The 17,899-nt window shown below is 71.5% G+C and carries 13 protein-coding genes; 11 read left to right on the top strand and 2 right to left on the bottom strand.

Annotated features, from left to right (window positions below; all coding sequences use genetic code 11):
* The first annotated feature begins 377 nt into the window (after positions 1-377).
* From AB0K17_RS15240 to AB0K17_RS15215, 6 genes are all read left to right on the top strand, one after another.
* Complete coding sequence (locus AB0K17_RS15240; RefSeq protein ID WP_365983180.1) at positions 378-1,508, top strand: globin domain-containing protein; 1,131 nt, start codon at positions 378-380, stop codon at positions 1,506-1,508.
* An 83-nt stretch (positions 1,509-1,591) separates the two neighbouring features.
* Positions 1,592-2,167, top strand: coding sequence for a pyridoxamine 5'-phosphate oxidase family protein (locus AB0K17_RS15235; protein ID WP_365983179.1), 576 nt, complete (start codon positions 1,592-1,594; stop codon positions 2,165-2,167).
* Complete coding sequence (locus AB0K17_RS15230; RefSeq protein WP_365983178.1) at positions 2,164-2,979, top strand: methyltransferase domain-containing protein; 816 nt, start codon at positions 2,164-2,166, stop codon at positions 2,977-2,979. The genes AB0K17_RS15235 and AB0K17_RS15230 overlap by 4 nt, the downstream gene beginning before the upstream one ends.
* Positions 2,980-3,076: 97 nt before the next feature.
* Positions 3,077-3,682 carry a TetR/AcrR family transcriptional regulator gene (locus tag AB0K17_RS15225; protein WP_365983177.1) on the top strand — a complete coding sequence of 202 codons (606 nt, stop codon included), beginning with the start codon at positions 3,077-3,079 and terminating at the stop codon, positions 3,680-3,682.
* Positions 3,683-3,749: 67 nt separating this feature from the next.
* A complete protein-coding gene (locus tag AB0K17_RS15220; protein WP_365983176.1) occupies positions 3,750-4,388 on the top strand; it encodes a VC0807 family protein in 639 nt (212 codons plus the stop codon).
* 14 nt (positions 4,389-4,402) lie between these two features.
* On the top strand, positions 4,403-5,839 hold the full coding sequence (locus AB0K17_RS15215) for an FAD-dependent monooxygenase (RefSeq protein ID WP_365966375.1): 1,437 nt from the start codon (positions 4,403-4,405) through the stop codon (positions 5,837-5,839).
* A gap of 15 nt (positions 5,840-5,854) precedes the next feature.
* Here AB0K17_RS15215 and AB0K17_RS15210 read toward each other — a convergent pair whose 3' ends face one another.
* The gene (locus AB0K17_RS15210; RefSeq protein WP_365983175.1) at positions 5,855-7,381 is read right to left on the bottom strand and encodes a N,N-dimethylformamidase beta subunit family domain-containing protein; all 1,527 of its coding nucleotides are present in this window, start codon (positions 7,379-7,381) and stop codon (positions 5,855-5,857) included.
* A 221-nt stretch (positions 7,382-7,602) separates the two neighbouring features.
* Positions 7,603-11,112: a methionine synthase gene (metH, locus tag AB0K17_RS15205; RefSeq protein WP_365983174.1), complete on the bottom strand. Its 3,510-nt coding sequence runs from the start codon at positions 11,110-11,112 to the stop codon at positions 7,603-7,605.
* A gap of 335 nt (positions 11,113-11,447) precedes the next feature.
* Here metH and AB0K17_RS15200 point away from each other — a divergent pair, with 335 nt between their 5' ends.
* The 5 genes from AB0K17_RS15200 (at position 11,448) to AB0K17_RS15180 (ending at position 17,775) form a co-directional block, all read left to right on the top strand.
* Positions 11,448-12,212: an IclR family transcriptional regulator gene (locus AB0K17_RS15200; protein WP_344434273.1), complete on the top strand. Its 765-nt coding sequence runs from the start codon at positions 11,448-11,450 to the stop codon at positions 12,210-12,212.
* Between the two features lie 397 nt (positions 12,213-12,609).
* Positions 12,610-13,392: an MIP/aquaporin family protein gene (locus AB0K17_RS15195; RefSeq protein ID WP_365966378.1), complete on the top strand. Its 783-nt coding sequence runs from the start codon at positions 12,610-12,612 to the stop codon at positions 13,390-13,392.
* A 43-nt stretch (positions 13,393-13,435) separates the two neighbouring features.
* Positions 13,436-14,962: a glycerol kinase GlpK gene (gene glpK / locus AB0K17_RS15190; protein WP_365966379.1), complete on the top strand. Its 1,527-nt coding sequence runs from the start codon at positions 13,436-13,438 to the stop codon at positions 14,960-14,962.
* 13 nt (positions 14,963-14,975) lie between these two features.
* Positions 14,976-16,583, top strand: coding sequence for a glycerol-3-phosphate dehydrogenase/oxidase (locus AB0K17_RS15185; protein ID WP_365966380.1), 1,608 nt, complete (start codon positions 14,976-14,978; stop codon positions 16,581-16,583).
* Between the two features lie 151 nt (positions 16,584-16,734).
* Positions 16,735-17,775, top strand: coding sequence for a glycosyl hydrolase family 18 protein (locus AB0K17_RS15180; RefSeq protein WP_365966381.1), 1,041 nt, complete (start codon positions 16,735-16,737; stop codon positions 17,773-17,775).
* Positions 17,776-17,899: the final 124 nt, after the last annotated feature.

Genomic DNA, 17,899 nt, shown 5'->3' with positions numbered 1-17,899 from the left:
GCACATCGACAAGGCTGGGTCGGGGTAATTCGACAAGATGTCGTCCCGACTTCTGGCGGATGCGGCCCTTCCCTACTCCCCGGTCTTTGTCGAGGATCGGATCCCACCCGGAAGCACTCCGTCCGCTTCGCGGACTCCGTACTCCAGTGAGGAATTGCGTTGGCCCGGTTCGCTTTCCCTGCCGCTCATGCCGAATGGGTACTCAGGCGCACTTTGGGTGATTTCCTCTCCGGGGGAGTACTGGTCCCTTGAAGTTCTGGATCAGTCGTTCCGGTAGGGCTTCCGAGCGCCCGTCCCCGTCCGATTCGGCGCCCGATTCGGCGCCCGGGCGGGTCGCCGCACCCGCCGATCGGCCCCCGGAGACCGCCGAAGCGCCTTTGTCGCCGCACGAGATCGATCTCATCAGGGCTTCCCTGGCCGTGGTCGAGCCCTTCGCAGGGGAAATAACGGTCTACTTCTACGCCATCCTCTTCGCCCGTTATCCCGAAGTCCGTCCGATGTTTCCGCAGGGGATGGACGCCCAGCGTGACCGTCTTCTGCGCGCGCTGCTGCGCATCGTGGATCTGGTCGACGACGCCGAGAACCTCATCCGTTTCTGCAGTCACCTCGGGCGCGATCACCGCAAGTTCGGCACGCTCGCCGCGCATTTCCCGGCCGTGGGCGAGTGTCTTCTCGACACCCTGGCCCGGTACGCCGGTTCTGCCTGGACGCCCGAGATCGCCGCGGCCTGGACGAAGGCGTACGGCACCGTGGCCCAGGTCATGATCAGTGCGGCGGAGGAGGACGAGGCGGTGCGGCCCGCCGCGTGGGCCGCCACCGTCGTGCACCGGTTGCCGCGTGGTCACGGCATCACCGAGATCACCGTACGGCCCGAGGGCGACTACGCGTACGCCGCGGGTCAGTACGTGAGCGTCGAGACGCCGTGGTGGCCGAAGCGCTGGCGCTACTACTCCGTCGCCAACGCGCCGCGCCAGGACGGCACGCTCACCTTTCACGTCCGCGAAGTGGTCGGCGGCTCGGTCAGTCACGCACTCGTGCACCGGGCGGCGGTGGGCGACGTCGTCCGGTTGGGGCCGCCGATGGGGGACATGGTCCTGGACGCGGCCGAGCACCGCGAACTGCTCCTCGTGGCCGGCGGCACCGGCCTCGCCCCGATCCGCGCACTGGTCGAGGAGGTCGCCCGCCGGGGCGGGGGCCACCAGGTGAGCCTGTTCCTCGGCGCCCGGACCGGCGCCGAGCTGTACGGGATGGACGACATGCTCCGCATGGCGCAACGGCACCACTGGCTGACGGTCAAGGCCGCGGTGTCCGACGAGTACAGCTTCGGCATTCGCGGGTCCCTGCCGGACGTGCTGGCCGAGTACGGGCCGTGGTACGAGCATGACGCCTTCCTCAGCGGCCCGGTGCAGATGGTCGCCTCCGCAAAGGAGACGCTCGCCCTGCACGGCATGCCGACGGCCCGTATCCACCACGACCCGTTCGAAACGCCGGTCCTGTCCACTCCCTGATCCGCGATCCGCCAGGAGAACCGTTCGTGACCTCACCTCCACCGCCTTTCGGATCAGCAGGTGAACACCAGCTGCAGCGACACATGGGCACGGCCGACCGCGCCGCCCGGTTCTACGACCGGCAGGTCCGTCCGCACCTCACCCCCGAGATGCAGGACTTCATCGGCCGCCAGGCCATGGTCTTCGTGGCCACCGCCGACTCGAAAGGCGCCTGCGATGCCAGCTTCCGGGCCGGGCCGCCCGGGTTCGTCCACGTGATCGACGCCTACACGCTCGCCTATCCCGAATTCCGCGGGAACGGGGTGATGGCCAGCGCCGGCAACATGCTCGAGAACCCCCATCTCGGCATGCTCTTCGTCGACTTCACCCATCACCACGTGGGGCTGCACGTCAATGGCGTCGCCCATCTCTACCACGACCACGACCTGCGCAGCGCCCACCCGGGTCTGCCCATGGACGTCGCTCCCGGGCGCAGCCCCGAAATGTGGGTCCACGTCACGGTGGAGGAGGCCTACATCCACTGCTCCAAGTACATTCCGCACCTGGTTCCGGCGCCCCGCCCGGCCGGCCGGGACGTCTCCCGCCCGAAGGACGCCGAGTACTTCACCGGCCCCCGGCCGCCGGAGTACGGCGGAAGCTGGGCAGAATCGGCCTCATGACGCCTTCCACTCCGGCCTCGTCCGACCACGGCCGTTATCTCCTGGACAACGCGCAGACCGAGGCGGGCATCCGCTTCGGCGCGCTCGGTGAGCTCTTCGATCCGTCCACCTTCCGTCATATCGAGCAGCTCGGCATCGCACCGGGGTGGAAGTGCTGGGAGGTGGGCGCGGGGGGCACCTCGGTGGTGCGGTGGCTGGCCGAACGGGTCGGGCCGGGCGGCCGGGTCGTGGCCACCGACATCGACACCTCGTGGGCCGATCCGGCCGCGGCGAGCGGCGTGGAGGTGCTGCGGCACGACGTCGCCCGCGACGAACCGCCCGGGGACGGCTTCGACTTCGTCCACGCCCGGCTGGTGCTGGTGCACGTAACCGATCGGGAGCGGGCCCTGCGGGCCATGGCCGACTCCCTGCGGCCGGGTGGATGGCTGCTCGTGGAGGACGCGGATCCGGCGTTGCAGCCGTTGGTCTGCCTGGACGAGTACGGTCCCGAACAGGAGCTGGCCAACAAGCTGCGCGACGGCGTCCGTTCGCTGCTGGCCTCGCGCGGCGCCGACCTCGCCTACGGTCGCAAGCTGCCCCGCCTCCTGCGGGAAGCAGGGCTGACCGACGTCCGAGCCGACGCGTACTTCCCGGTCACGTTGCCGGCCTGCGACGTCCTGGAAGCGGCGACGGTACGGCACGTGCGCGCCCAGCTGGTCGGGGCGGGACTGGCGACGGAGGAGGAGATCGACCGGCACCTGGCGAACATCGCCTCGGGCCGCCTCGACCTGTCCCTCTCCCCGATGATCTCCGCCTGGGGCCGCCGCGCGTAGCCGGCCCGGTTCTCGGCGCCGCGGCCGCCCTCACAAGCGTTAGCTCGGCTGCACAACTCCTTGCGCAGCCGAGCAAATCAGCGCTACGGTCTTGCTCATGCAAGCAAACAACCGCACGACCGAGCAGGAGCGCACGTTCACGGAGGCCGCGCGGCGGGCGCAGATCGTGGGGGCGGCGATCGAGGTGATCGCCGATCTCGGGTACGGCAAGGCCACGTTCGCGCGGATCGCGGAGCGGGCGGGGCTGAGCAGCACGGGGATGATCTCGTACCACTTCAAGGGGAAGGACGACCTCATGCGCGAGGTCGTCGCCGAGGTGTTGCGCGTCGTCGGGGCGTACATGGTGCCGCGTATCGAGGCCGAGTCGACCGCGCGGGGGCGGCTGCGGGCGCACATCGAGGCCAACATCGCGGCGCTCGCCGAGTACCCCAAGCACCTGCCGGCCGTCGTGGAGGTGCTGACCAACACCCGCATGCCGGATTTCGACGCCTCCATGGACGCCTTCCTGCACGACATCGCCGACAGGTTGAGAGCGGCTCAGGCGGCGGGGGAATTCGGGGAGTTCGACCCGTGGGTGATGGCCCTGGCCATCCGCAGCGCGATCGATGCCGTCGTCAGCCGGGCGGCCACCGACCCGGGGCTCGATCTCGCCCTGATCGGGCGGGAGCTCGCGGACCTCTTCGACCGGGCGACACGCAAGTAGCACAACGACAAGACGGAACGACAAGACGGGGGGAACGGCAGCGACCGGAACGACCGAGGTGACCCAGGTGAGGACGCGGGCCGGGAAGGCCGCCGCCGTCCGCCGCTACGCGCTCAAGCAGCTGCTGTTCGAGCTGGGCTTGCCGCTCGCCTGCTACTACGGGCTGCGGGCCGCCGGCGTGAGCCAGTGGGGCGCGCTCCTGGCCGGCAGCCTGCTGCTCATGCCGTGGATCGGCTACGGGATGGTGCGTCGGCGCAGGATCGAGGGGATGGCGGTGTTCACCCTCGTTGTGCTGGTCATCGGGTCGCTGATGACGCTGGTGACCGGCGATCCGCGGACGCTCCTCGTCCGGGACAGCTGGCTCGCCGGGCTCGTCGGCCTGTGGGTGCTGGGCACGCTGCCGACGCGCAGCCCCTTCATGCTGACGGCGTTCCGGCCCCTGATCGTGGCCAAGGTGGGCGAGGACGGCTTCCGGCAGTGGCGGGCGCAGTGGGAGGCGAACCCCCTGTTCCGGCGGCGCATCAGGGTGATCACGGCGGTGTGGGGGACGGTGCTCACGCTGGACGCCGGCGTGCGCGTCGTGCTGGCGCTGACGCTGCCCGTCGACCTCGTGCCGACCGTGAGCACCGTGCAGTGGCTCGTGGTGCTGGCAGGACTGATCTTCTTCCACAAGTGGTACGTCACCCGCAGCGGACTCGAAGCGTGAGAGGGGCGGCCACCATGGACACGGACGTCAGGGACACGGACGTCATCGTCGTCGGGGGCGGCCCCACCGGGCTGACCCTCGCGGGCGAGCTCGGACTCGCCGGTGTGCGCGCCGTCGTCCTGGAACGGCAACCGGTGCGCTCCGGGCAGTCCAAGGCGCTCAACCTGCAGCCGCGCACCGCCGAGATGCTCGACATGCGCGGCTGGCTGGAGCCGGTGCTCGACCGGGCGCTCACCACCGTGCCCACCGGCCACTTCGCCGGCATCCCGCTCGACTACGACGTCTTCGACACCGCCTTCCCGTACCAGGTCGGCATTCCGCAGGCCCGCGTGGAGGAGTTCCTGGAGGACAACCTCGCCGCGTACGACGTCCCCGTGCTGCGCGGGCACGAACTGACCGGGCTCGCCCAGGACGCGGACGGCGTGACCGCGACCGTCACCACCCCGGACGGTACGACACGCCGGTTGCGGGCCGCGTACGCCGTGGGCGCGGACGGCGCGCGCAGCCGCGTCCGCAAGGAGGCGCGCATCGCCTTTCCCGGGCGGGAGGGCCGCCTGTCGATGGTGGTCGCCGACGTCGTCCTGGCGGACGACGGCACGCTGCCCACGCAGTGGTCGCTGCCGCGCTACGACGCCCGCGAGGACCGGCCGTTCCTCATCCCCCTCGGCGGGGGCGTCTTCCGCTTCCTCTTCGGCGGCCCCGAGCAGCAGGAACGGGACCGGGACGCGCCGGTGACGGACGACGAGGTACGGGCGGCCCTGCGACCGGCGCGTGGGGCAGGGCCGGAACTGGTCGAGGTGCGGTGGGCGTCGCGGTTCACCGACGCCGCCCGCCAGGCGGAGCAGTACCGCGCGGGGCGGGTGCTGCTGGCCGGGGACGCCGCCCACATCCACCTGCCGGCCGGCGGCCAGGGCCTCAACCTCGGTGTGCAGGACGCCTTCAACCTCGGCTGGAAGCTCGCCGCGGTGGTCACCGGCCGGGCCGGAGCGGACCTGCTGGACACCTACCACGCCGAGCGGCACCCCGTCGGCGCCGGTGTCCTGCGCAACACGCGGGCCCAGGGCGCCCTGGGGTACCCCGACGAGGACGTGCACGCCCTGCGGGAGACCGTGGCCGAGATGCTCGCCCAGCCCGACGCCAACCGGTACGTCGCCGGGCTCGTCTCCGGTCTCGGCATCCGCTACCCCATGCCCGGCGCCCCGCCGCACCCGCTGCTCGGCGCCCGCATGCCGGGCGTACGCCTGCCCGACGGCCGCGGCCGGCTGCTGGCCCCGCCCCGGGCCCCCGAGGACCTGCTCGGCCCGTGGCGCGAGCGCGTGGGCCTCGTCGCGGACGCCGCGACCGGGGCCGATGCCGTGCTCGTACGGCCCGACGGGTACGTGTGCTGGGCCGGGCCGCCGGCGCAGGGGCCGCCGCGCACGGCCCTGGAAAGCTGGTTCGGACGCCCGTGAGCCATCGGCCCGGGCTCACCACAGATCGCGGTGGGCCTGGATGGGATCGCCCGCGTACGGGTGGTGGGCGTCGACGTTGTCCTGCGCCGGATGCGAACGGCCGGCCGGACCGGCGGCGAAGGCCCGCAGGACATTGGCGGTCGCCCGGCCGGTGAAGCGCGCGGTGGCCGGCGGAATGCCGTGGCCGCCGTCGCCGGTGAGCGACTCGACCCAGCGCATGGTGCCGGTGTTGAAGACACCCGCACCGCTCGCGGTCGTGTAATAACCGGAATTCGCGAAGGACCGCACCCCGCGGCACACCAGTGGGGAATGGGCGAGGATCTGCAGCGGACGCGGAGTGCCGGGACCTGCGTCCACCCGGTCGTACTCGGTGCCGACCAGATTCGGGAAGGCCGTGCCGCGCCCCGCACCGGTGCCCTCGAAGATCCAGTGGCCGGGCTCGGTGACCACGTAGTCGGCGGACGTCGGATTCGACTCGTAGAGCGTGCCGGTGAGGGAATTCTCCGGATCCGGGTGCGGCGGCTCCCGCCAGTCGGTCGTCACGGCCGCATCGTCGCTGCCGGCGAGCGGGTCGAGATGCCAGTCGGTCTTGTAGCAGACGACCAGGCGGCGCTCCAGCCGGATGCGGCGGAAACAGGCATTGGCACCGAGAAAGGCGACGTTGGTACCGGCATCGCGGGCGGCTGTGACGGCGCGCCGCATGGCCGGCGTCCAGTACTCGTCGTGCCCGAGCGACACCACGCCGTGCGCACCGTGCAGCAGCCCCGGCTCACGGTCGAGATCCATCGAGGTGACATACGCCAGCGGCAGCCCCAACCGCTCGGCCAGCGCCACCGCCGGCTGCTCGTACGTCGTGAACAACGGCGCACCGTCCCGGTCGTACGGACGGTCACAACTGACCGCGAGCGAACGGGAGGCGTAGTCGCCCTTGCCGCCGGGACCGTAGTACAGGCTGTGGCCGCCCCACGTGTTGTACGCCTGCCAGGTGCCCGTCGCGTTCACCAGCACCAGGCGGCCGGCGGTACGGGCCGACCGGACCGTCAGGGGAACGTAGCGCTGCTCACCGGAATCGGCGGTGAGGCGGACGAGGTAGGCGCCCTCGGGCCAGCCGTGCGTGGCCACCTCGGTGGTGGCCGGCCAGTCCGCGGAGACGGTGCGGGTGGGGCCGGCGGGGCGGGGGAGGGGCTGAGGGCCGGCCGGTATGTGCTCCGACGCCCACACGCGGCGGGCCTGGGTACCGCCGTACCAGCCCATGCGGAATGCCTCCGCGCGGAAGCCCTTGGCGCCGGGGGCGCCGACGGAGACGTGCAGCTGGAAGGATTCACCCGGCAGGACGCTCACCCGGTCGGCGTAGCCCTCGACGGCGCGGTCGGGACCGCGGTGGGTCAGGCGCCAGTCGGGGGTGCCGGGGCGCTCGTTCTCGGCGGGAGCGCCACCGGCGGCGGGGCCGCCGCCGCTGGGCGCGCAGGCGGAGGCGAATGCGGCCGCCGCCCCGGCGGTGGTGCCGAGGAAGCGGCGGCGGTTCCAGGCGTGCTCGTCCATCTCCGTACCCATTGGGCGGGGCCGGACGCGGAACGGCAACCGGAGGGGCGTGCGCCTGCGGCGAGCCGCTCCCCGGCCCCACCCTCTCCCCGTCTCCTAGCGGGGCTGCCGCCCCCTGGCACCCCCGGACCGGGCTCCGCCCGGTGTCCTCAATCGCCGGACGGGCTGCATGGCAGCCCGTCCGGCGATTGAGGACCGGGGTCAGGGCCCCGCCCCCGCCGTCACCGTGCGTTGAAGTACTTCGCCTCCGGGTGGTGGATCACGATCGCGTCCGTCGACTGTTCCGGGTGCAGCTGGAACTCCTCCGACAGGTGGACGCCGATCCGCTCCGGCTGCAGCAGGTCCGCGATCTTCGCGCGGTCCTCCAGGTTGGGGCAGGCGCCGTAGCCGAGGGAGAAGCGGGCGCCGCGGTACTTGAGGGCGAACATGTCTTCCACGTCCGAGGGGTCCTCGCCCGCGAAGCCGAGTTCGGCGCGGACGCGGGCGTGCCAGTACTCGGCGAGGGCTTCGGCCAGTTGGACGGACAGGCCGTGCAGTTCCAGGTAGTCGCGGTAGGAGTTGGCGGCGAAGAGTTCGGCCGTGGCCTCGCCGATGCGGGAGCCGACGGTGACGACCTGCAGGCCGACGACGTCGGTCTCGCCGGAGTCCTCGGGGCGGAAGAAGTCCGCCAGGCACAGCCGGCGTCCGCGCCGCTGGCGGGGGAAGGTGAAGCGGGTGCGTTCGGTGCCGTCCTCGTTGAGGATGATGAGGTCGTCGCCCTTGCTGACGCAGGGGAAGTAGCCGTGGACGACGGCGGCTTCGAGGAGGTTCTCCGTGTGGAGCTTGTCGAGCCAGCCGCGCAGCCGGGGGCGGCCCTCGGTCTCGACGAGTTCTTCGTACGTGGGGCCGCCGGTGCGGGCCTGCTTCAGGCCCCACTGGCCCTTGAAGAGGGCGCCCTCGTCGAGCCAGGACGCGTAGTCCTTGAGGGGGATGCCCTTGACGACGCGCGTGCCCCAGAAGGGCGGCGTGGGGACGGGGTTGTCGACGGCGACGTCGGAGCGGACGGTGCCGTCGGGCTGCTCGTCGGCTTCGGGGAGGGCCGCCTCGCGCTTGGGGACGCGGCGCTGCTTGAGCTCCGGCAGGGCCGCGCCCGGTACGCCGCGCTTGACGGCGATGAGGGCGTCCATCAGCCGCAGGCCCTCGAAGGCGTCGCGGGCGTAGCGCACTTCGCCCTCGTAGATCTCGTGCAGGTCCTGTTCGACGTAGGCGCGGGTGAGGGCGGCACCGCCGAGGATGACCGGGTAGGTGGCGGCCAGCTTGCGCTGGTTGAGCTCCTCCAGGTTCTCCTTCATGATCACGGTGGACTTCACCAGAAGACCGGACATGCCGATGACGTCGGCCCGGTGTTCCTCCGCGGCCTCGACGATCGCGGAGACCGGCTGCTTGATGCCGAGGTTGACGACGTTGTAGCCGTTGTTGGACAGGATGATGTCGACGAGGTTCTTGCCGATGTCGTGGACGTCGCCGCGCACGGTGGCCAGCACGATGGTGCCCTTGCCCTCGGCGTCGGACTTCTCCATGTGCGGTTCGAGGTGGGCGACGGCGCTCTTCATCACCTCGGCGGACTGCAGCACGAACGGCAGCTGCATCTGCCCGGAGCCGAAGAGCTCGCCGACGACCTTCATCCCGTCCAGGAGGGTGTCGTTGACGATGTCGAGGGCCTTGCGGGCGCGCAGGGCCTCGTCGAGGTCGGCCTCCAGGCCGTTGCGCTCGCCGTCGATGATGCGCCGCTTGAGGCGCTCGTCCAGCGGCAGGGCGGCCAGTTCCTCGGCCTTGGAGGCCTTGAGCGACGTGGTGGTGGCGCCCTCGAAGAGGGCCATGAGCTTCTGCAGCGGGTCGTAGCCCTCGCTGCGGCGGTCGTAGATGAGGTCGAGGGCGGTGGTGACCTCCTCCTCGTTGAAGCGGGCGATCGGCAGGATCTTGGCGGCGTGCACGATGGCCGAGTCCAGGCCGGCCTTGACGCATTCGTCGAGGAAGACGGAGTTGAGCAGGATGCGGGCGGCCGGGTTCAGGCCGAAGGAGATGTTGGACAGGCCGAGTGTGGTCTGCACCTCCGGGTGGCGGCGCTTGAGCTCGCGGATGGCTTCGATGGTGGCGATGCCGTCGCGCCGGGACTCCTCCTGGCCGGTGCAGATGGTGAAGGTGAGGGTGTCGATGAGGATGTCGCACTCATGGATGCCCCAGTTGCCGGTGAGGTCGTCGATCAGCCGTTCGGCGATGGCGACCTTCTTCTCCGCGGTACGGGCCTGGCCCTCCTCGTCGATGGTGAGCGCGATGAGGGCGGCCCCGTGCTCCCGGGCGAGGGCGGTGACCTTGGCGAAGCGCGAGTCGGGGCCGTCGCCGTCCTCGTAGTTCACGGAGTTGATCACCGCACGGCCGCCGAGCTTCTCCAGCCCGGCGCGGATGACCTCGACCTCGGTGGAGTCCAGCACGATCGGCAGCGTGGAGGCGGTGGCGAAGCGGCCGGCCAGCTCCTCCATGTCGGCCACGCCGTCCCGGCCGACGTAGTCCACGCACAGGTCGAGCATGTGCGCGCCCTCGCGGATCTGCTCCCGGGCCATCTCCACGCAGTCGTCCCAGCGGGCCTGCAGCATGGCCTCGCGGAACTTCTTCGACCCGTTGGCGTTGGTGCGCTCGCCGATGGCCAGGTAGGAGGTGTCCTGGCGGAAGGGGACGGTCTGGTACAGCGACGCCGCGCCCGGCTCGGGCTGCGGCCGGCGCTCGGCGGGCGCAAGGGCGCGGACCCGCTCGACGACCTGCCGCAGGTGCTCCGGCGTCGTACCGCAGCAGCCGCCGACCAGGGACAGGCCGTAGTCCCGGACGAAGTTCTCCTGGGCGTCGGCCAGGCCCTCGGGGTCGAGCGGGAAGTGGGCGCCGTCCTTGGTGAGGATCGGCAGGCCGGCGTTCGGCATGCACAGCAGCGGGATGCGCGAGTGGCGCGTCAGGTAGCGCAGGTGCTCGCTCATCTCGGCGGGGCCGGTGGAGCAGTTCAGCCCGATCATGTCGATGCCGAGCGGCTCCAGCGCGGTCAGCGCGGCGCCGATCTCGGAGCCGAGCAGCATGGTGCCGGTGGTCTCGAAGGCCATCGAGCACAGCAGGGGCACCTCGATGCCGGTCGCCTCCATGGCGCGCCGGGCGCCCACGATGGAGGCCTTCGACTGCAGCAGGTCCTGGGTGGTCTCCACGATCAGCGCGTCGGCGCCGCCCGCGAGCAGGCCCTCGGCGTTCTGCTGGAAGCCGTCGCGGATCGTGGTGAAGGGGACGTGGCCGAGGGTGGGCAGCTTGGTGCCCGGGCCGATCGAGCCCAGCACCCAGCGGGTGCGGCCGTCCCGGGCGGTGTGCGCGTCGGCGACCTCGCGGGCGATCCGGGCACCCGCCTCGGACAGCTCGTACACCCGGTGGGCGATGTCGTACTCGGCCATGGCCGCGTGGTTGGCGCCGAAGGTGTTGGTCTCGACGCAGTCCACGCCCGCGTCGAAGTACGCCTCGTGCACGGAGCGCACGATGTCCGGCCGGGTGACGTTGAGGACCTCGTTGCAGCCTTCGAGCTGCTGGAAGTCCTCCAGGGTGGGCTCCTGCGCCTGGAGCATCGTCCCCATCGCCCCGTCGGCCACCACCACGCGGGTGGCGAGCGCCTCGCGCAGATGCGCGACTCGGGCTGGGCGGGCGGGCGATGGCGTGTACGAGGCCATGGGTGTGCTCCCGGGTGTGCGACGGCTGTCGGCTTTGCGCCCTCCCTGCGGTGGGCGCACGCCGCAAGCGTATCCGCAGGGCGGCCCGGGGACAGGGGCGTCCCACGGTTCGGACGGGCGTCCGGGACGACCCGCGGGCGGGGCATATCGCCGCCATCCGGGACGGAAGCCCCCGGGGGCGGGGAGCGGGCGGGTGGCCGGTTTCGGGCCGGTGCCCCACCTCGGTGATCATGGTGAAGCCCTGCTGTCGGGTATCCCCTGGTCGGCAACGGCCGATAGTGTTCAGCAATGCCGAACGGGGAAAGTGCCGGTCGGCAGGTGAGGGAGGTTGCTCGATGGCACGGACCATCCAGTCGCTGGAGCGGGCGGCGGCGATGCTGCGGCTGCTCGCCGGCGGTGAGCGGCGGCTCGGGCTGTCCGACGTCGCCTCGGCCCTGGGCCTGGCGAAGGGTACCGCGCACGGCATCCTGCGCACACTGCAGCAGGAGGGCTTCGTCGAGCAGGATCCGGCCTCCGGCCGCTACCAGCTGGGCGCCGAGCTGCTGCGCCTGGGCAACAGCTACCTGGACGTCCACGAGCTGCGCGCCCGCGCCCTGGTCTGGGCGGACGACCTGGCCCGCTCCAGCGGCGAGAGCGTGTACCTGGGCGTGCTGCACCAGCAGGGCGTCCTGATCGTCCACCACGTCTTCCGGCCCGACGATAGCCGCCAGGTGCTGGAGGTCGGTGCGATGCAGCCGCTGCACAGCACGGCCCTGGGTAAGGTGCTGTGCGCCTACGACCCCGTGGCCCACGCCGAGGTGGCCGACGCCGAGCGCGAGGCCTTCACCCCGCGGACGGTCACGGCGCTGCCGGAGCTGGAGTCCGTACTGGACCTCACGCGCGCCCGCGGCTGGGCGGCGGACGTGGAGGAGACCTGGGCGGGGCTGGCCTCCATCGCCGCCCCCATCCACGACCGGCGGCGGATGCCGGTCGGCGCGGTCGGCATCACGGGTGCCGTCGAGCGGGTGTGCGAGGACGGCGAGCTGCGGGCGCGCCTGGTGGCCGCGGTGCGCGACTGCGCCCGCGCGGTCTCTCGCGACCTGGGCGCCGGGCGCTTCTAGATCCCGCTAGATCCCGCTTCGGGATCCCGCTGCCGATCCCGCGCTTCCCGGCGCTCTCGCGGGCGCCGTCCGGGGTGCTTCCGGGCCCGCGCGCGGTAGAGGGGGCCGGCTTCGGGGAAGGGGTACCGGCGGGTGTCGAGACCAGCTCGTTACCCGTCGGTATCCGAACGTAGATTTCCGGCCAGTTGGCCGAGAGTTTCCGGTCACACAAGCCTTGACGTGCCCTTAACCGTCCAGAAAACTGCCGTGCATCGGTCGGCATTGTCGAACACCTACCGACAATATTCGCTATGGTGTGCAGTGCCGCGGGACCGATCACCGCCCTCTCGGAGGGCGCGGACCACCGGAGGGACCCGGGGTTCGCCTTCCCCCTGGACGAAGGACAAAGGAGTCGCGGGTGTCCAGCTCCGACATCTTCACCGGCGAGACCATCGGTACCGCCGTACTGATCCTGCTCGGCGGCGGCGTATGCGCCGCCGTCACCCTGAAGCGTTCGAAGGCGCAGAACGCGGGCTGGCTGGCCATCACGTTCGGCTGGGGCTTCGCGGTGCTCGCCGGTGCCTACATCGGCACCAAGTCCGGCGCGCACCTGAACCCGGCCGTCACCATCGGCCTCGCCCTCGACGGCGCGGTCGACTGGAGCGACGTACCGCTCTACATCGGCTCCCAGCTGCTGGGCGCGATGATCGGCGCGACGCTGGTGTGGCTCGCCTACTACGGCCAGTTCAAGGCCCACCTGACCGACCCGGAGATCGTCGCGAGCCTCAACCCGCACGAGGGCATGGTCGACCAGACGGCCGAGCCGCAGGCCGGCCCGGTGCTGGGCATCTTCTCCACCGGCCCCGAGGTCCGCAACGCGGTCCAGAACCTGGTCACCGAGATCATCGCCACCGCGGCGCTGGTGCTCTTCATCCTCACCATGGGCCTGACGAAGGGCCTCGCCACCAGCGGCACGGGCACCCTCATGGTCGCCTTCGTCGTCGTCGGCATCGGCCTCTCCCTCGGCGGCCCCACCGGATACGCCATCAACCCCGCCCGCGACCTCGGTCCGCGCATCGTGCACGCACTGCTCCCGCTGCCCAACAAGGGCGGTTCGGACTGGGGCTATGCGTGGGTCCCCGTGGTCGGCCCGATCATCGGCGCCGCCCTCGCTGCAGGCATTCACAAGATCGCGTTCTGACCCCCGCCCGCCGAGACCACCACGACTTCAGGAGAGCCACCCCATGACCGACACCCACGGCCAGGGCCCGTTCATCGCGGCCATCGACCAGGGCACCACCTCCTCGCGCTGCATCGTCTTCGACCGCGACGGGCGCATCGTCTCCGTCGACCAGAAGGAGCACGAGCAGATCTTCCCCAAGCCGGGCTGGGTCGAGCACGACGCGATGGAGATCTGGACCAACGTCCAGGAGGTCGTCGCCGGCGCCGTCGAGAAGGCGGGCATCACCGCCGCCGACGTCAAGGCGATCGGCATCACCAACCAGCGTGAGACCACGCTGATGTGGGACAAGAACACCGGCCGGCCGGTGTACAACGCCATCGTCTGGCAGGACACCCGCACCGACTCCCTGTGCAAGGAGCTCGGCCGCAACGTCGGCCAGGACCGCTTCCGCCGCGAGACGGGCCTGCCGCTGGCCTCCTACTTCTCCGGCCCCAAGGTCCGCTGGCTGCTGGACAACGTCGAGGGCCTGCGCGAGAAGGCCGAGGCCGGCGACATCCTCTTCGGCACCATGGACTCCTGGGTCATCTGGAACCTGACCGGCGGCGTCGACGGCGGTGTCCACGTCACCGACGTCACCAACGCCTCGCGCACCATGCTGATGAACCTGCGCACCCTGGCCTGGGACGAGCGCATCCTGTCCTCCATGGAGATCCCGGCCGCCGTGCTGCCGGAGATCCGCTCCTCCGCCGAGGTCTACGGCACCGCCAAGGGCGGCGCCCTGGCCGGCGTGCCCGTCGCCTCCGCGCTCGGCGACCAGCAGGCGGCCCTCTTCGGCCAGACCTGCTACGACAAGGGCGAGGCCAAGTCCACCTACGGCACCGGCACGTTCATGCTCATGAACACCGGCGACGAGCCCGTCCAGTCCTACAACGGCCTGCTGACCACCGTCGGCTACCGCATCGGCGACCAGAAGCCGGTCTACGCCCTCGAGGGCTCCATCGCCGTCACCGGCTCCCTGGTGCAGTGGATGCGCGACCAGATGGGCCTGATCAAGAGCGCGGCCGAGATCGAGACGCTCGCCAGCTCCGTCGAGGACAACGGCGGCGCGTACTTCGTGCCGGCCTTCTCCGGCCTGTTCGCCCCCTACTGGCGCTCCGACGCGCGCGGTGTCATCGCGGGCCTGACCCGCTACGTCACCAAGGCGCACATCGCCCGCGCCGTGCTCGAGGCCACCGCCTGGCAGACCCGCGAGATCACCGACGCCATGACCAAGGACTCCGGCGTCGAGCTGACCGCCCTGAAGGTCGACGGCGGCATGACCTCCAACAACTTGCTGATGCAGACCCTCTCGGACTTCCTGGACGCACCCGTGGTGCGCCCGATGGTCGCCGAGACGACCTGCCTCGGCGCCGCCTACGCCGCCGGCCTGGCCGTCGGCTTCTGGCCGGACACCGACGCCCTGCGCGCCAACTGGCGCAGGGCCGCCGAGTGGACCCCCCGCATGGACGCGGCCACGCGTGACCGCGAGTACAAGAACTGGCTCAAGGCCGTCGAGCGGACCATGGGCTGGATCGACGACGAGAGCTGACGAGGAGCAACTCATGACTACCCCGCAGAGCGTCCCCACCCTGGGTACGCACCCGGCCGCCGGCGTCAACCCGGGTCGAGCCGAGACCCGGGAGAGACTGTCCAACGCTACGTACGACCTCCTGGTCATCGGCGGCGGCATCCTGGGCACCTCGGTCGCCTGGCACGCCGCGCAGTCCGGGCTGCGGGTCGCCATGGTGGACGCCGGCGACTTCGCCGGCGCCACCTCCTCCGCGTCCTCCAAGCTCGTCCACGGCGGTCTGCGCTACCTGCAGACCGGCGCGGTCAAGCTGGTCGCGGAGAACCACCACGAGCGCCGGGTGCTGGCCAAGGACGTGGCCCCGCACCTGGTCAACCCGCTCACCTTCTACCTGCCCGTCTACAAGGGCGGCCCGGTGGGCGCGGCCAAGCTCGGCGCCGGTGTGTTCGCCTACTCGGCGCTGTCCGCCTTCGGCGACGGCGTCGGCAAGGTCATCTCCCCGGCCCGCGCCAAGGCCGACAACCCCGGTCTGCGCACGGACAACCTCAAGGCCGTGGCGGTCTACTACGACCACCAGATGAACGACTCGCGCGTGGCCGTCATGACCGTGCGCGCCGCCGTCGAGTCCGGCGCGGTCGTCCTCAACCACGCCGAGGTCACCGGTCTGCGCTTCACCCACGGCAAGGTCACCGGCGCCGAGATCAAGGACCGCATCGACGGCACCGAGTTCGGCATCGACGCGCGCGTCGTCCTCAACGCCACCGGCCCGTGGGTGGACCACCTGCGCAAGCTGGAAGACAAGGGCGCCGCGCCGTCGATCCGCCTCTCCAAGGGCGCGCACATCGTGATGAAGCGCAAGTCGCCCTGGAAGGCCGCCATGGCCACCCCGATCGACAAGTACCGCATCACCTTCGCCCTGCCGTGGGAGGACCAGCTCCTGCTGGGCACCACCGACACCCAGTACGAGGGTGACCCGGCGGACGTGCGCGCCACCGAGGAGGACATCCAGCAGATCCTCGACGAGGCCGCGTTCTCCATCCAGGACGCCGACCTCGACCGCGACCTGATGACGTACGCCTTCGCCGGCCTGCGCGTGCTGCCCGGCGGCCCCGGCGACGTCGCCCAGGCCAAGCGCGAGACGGTCGTCAGCGAGGGCAAGGGCGGCATGCTGTCGGTCGCCGGCGGCAAGTGGACCACCTACCGCCACATCGGCCGCACCGTAATGAAGAAGCTCGCCCAGGTGCCGGGCAGCCCGCTCACCGAGGACATGGAGCCCGTCTCCAGCCTGGTGCGCCGCACCCCGCTGCCGGGCGTGGCCAACCCCAACGCGGTCGCCCACCGCCTGCTCGTCGACCGCGAGCCGGGCAGCCGCATGGACCCGCTGACCGCCCGTCACCTCGCCACCCACTACGGCTCGCTGTCCTTCGACATCGCCCGCATGGTCAACGAGAACCCCGAGCTCGGCGAGCGGATCCACCCCGACGGCCCGGAGATCTGGGCCCAGGTCGTCTACGCCCGCGACCACGAGTGGGCCGAGACGGTCGACGACGTGCTGCGCCGCCGCACCACCCTGACGATCCGCGGCCTGGACACGGAGGACGTCCGCACCCGCGTCAAGGACATCCTCGGCGACAAGCACTGACGCCCCGGACGCACTGACGCCCCGGCGGCCGGTGCCCTGACGAGGCAGTGAAGGGGAGGGACACCCCGAGCGTCCCTCCCCTTCCGCATGCCCGCACCACGCAACCGTCCCGCGCTCGAACACGTCCCTCGAAAAGAATGAGGGGGACGCGATGAAACGGTCGAACACCGGCCGCAGGGCACTGCTCAAACGGATCGCGCTGCGCCTGGCGGTCGCCGTGGCGCTGCTGGTGCTGGTGCCGGTCGTCACGGCCGGCAGCGCGCTGCGGGCCTCGTACGCCGGTTCGCCTGCGCAGGACGCCGTCACCCGGGGCAGGGACGCGCTCTGGCTCGGCCACGCCTGGGTGGACGGCCGCAAGTGCGACGCGGACCTCGCCGCGCTCAAGCAGAGGATCGCCGGCACCGGCATCCACGACCTGTACGTGCACGCAGGCCCCCTGGAGCACGACGGCAGCCTGCCGGCCTCCGCCTACCGGGGCGCCGGCTGGCTGCTGGCCGCCGTGCACCGCGAGCTGCCCGGGGTGCGGGTGCAGGCCTGGCTGGGCGACAAGCTGACCGGCCGCGGCCAGGGCGGCGGCCTGTGGCTGGGCTCGCCCACCGCCCGCGGGAAGGTCGTCGCCAGCGCCCGGCAGGTGATGCGTGCCGGCTTCGAGGGCGTGCACCTGGACGTCGAACCGGTGCGCACCGGGGACCGCGACTACCTCGCCCTGCTGGACGCCCTGCACCCGGCCGTACGGGCCGAGGGCGGAGTGCTGTCGGTGGCGGCCCAGCAGATCGACCCGCTGCCCTCGATGCACACGGCCTCCGGGGCGCTGGGCAGCCCCAAGTGGTGGACGCAGTCCTACTTCGGCCGGGTGGCCCGGCGCGTGGACCAGATCGCCGTCATGTCGTACGACACGGGGCTGCCGTGGGAGAACCTCTACGGTGGCTACGTGGCCCAGCAGACCCGGCTCGCCCTGCAGGTCACGCCCGCGGGCACCGACCTGCTGATGGGCGTGCCCTTCTACCACACCGACAACTGGGGCCATCAAAGTCGCGCGGAGACCGCGGCGGCCGCCGTGCGCGGCACCCGGCTGGGCTTGACCCGCGAGGACCGCCACCGCCGCACCTTCGGCCTCGCGCTGTACGTGGACTTCGCGGCCACCGAGGCGGACTGGCGCGCCTACCGGGCCGGATGGGGCATGCGTGGCTGAAAGTGCCTCCCCCTTGGGGGCTGCGAAGGGGGGTCGCCGAAGTCGTAGGCTTGGGGCACACGCAAGACGACGGCAATTGGCACGAACGGCAACCGGAAGTGGCGCGGCAACGGGCCGCCCGCCC

Origin of the sequence: Streptomyces sp. NPDC049585, assembly GCF_040675615.1 — a bacterium.
Classification (GTDB): Bacteria; Actinomycetota; Actinomycetes; order Streptomycetales; family Streptomycetaceae; genus Streptomyces; species Streptomyces luteosporeus.
This window is presented reverse-complemented; position numbering and strand designations above follow the sequence as displayed.

Excerpts from the sequence above, each read along its gene's own strand:
- AB0K17_RS15235 (WP_365983179.1), top strand. The coding sequence starts at position 1,592 with ATGGGCACGGCCGACCGCGCCGCCCGGTTCTACGACCGGCAGGTCCGT.
- glpK (WP_365966379.1), top strand. The coding sequence starts at position 13,436 with ATGACCGACACCCACGGCCAGGGCCCGTTCATCGCGGCCATCGACCAG.
- AB0K17_RS15215 (WP_365966375.1), top strand. The coding sequence starts at position 4,403 with ATGGACACGGACGTCAGGGACACGGACGTCATCGTCGTCGGGGGCGGC.
- AB0K17_RS15225 (WP_365983177.1), top strand. The coding sequence starts at position 3,077 with ATGCAAGCAAACAACCGCACGACCGAGCAGGAGCGCACGTTCACGGAG.
- AB0K17_RS15180 (WP_365966381.1), top strand. The coding sequence starts at position 16,735 with ATGAAACGGTCGAACACCGGCCGCAGGGCACTGCTCAAACGGATCGCG.
- AB0K17_RS15230 (WP_365983178.1), top strand. The coding sequence starts at position 2,164 with ATGACGCCTTCCACTCCGGCCTCGTCCGACCACGGCCGTTATCTCCTG.
- metH (WP_365983174.1), bottom strand. The coding sequence starts at position 11,112 with ATGGCCTCGTACACGCCATCGCCCGCCCGCCCAGCCCGAGTCGCGCAT.
- AB0K17_RS15200 (WP_344434273.1), top strand. The coding sequence starts at position 11,448 with ATGGCACGGACCATCCAGTCGCTGGAGCGGGCGGCGGCGATGCTGCGG.
- AB0K17_RS15210 (WP_365983175.1), bottom strand. The coding sequence starts at position 7,381 with ATGGACGAGCACGCCTGGAACCGCCGCCGCTTCCTCGGCACCACCGCC.
- AB0K17_RS15185 (WP_365966380.1), top strand. The coding sequence starts at position 14,976 with ATGACTACCCCGCAGAGCGTCCCCACCCTGGGTACGCACCCGGCCGCC.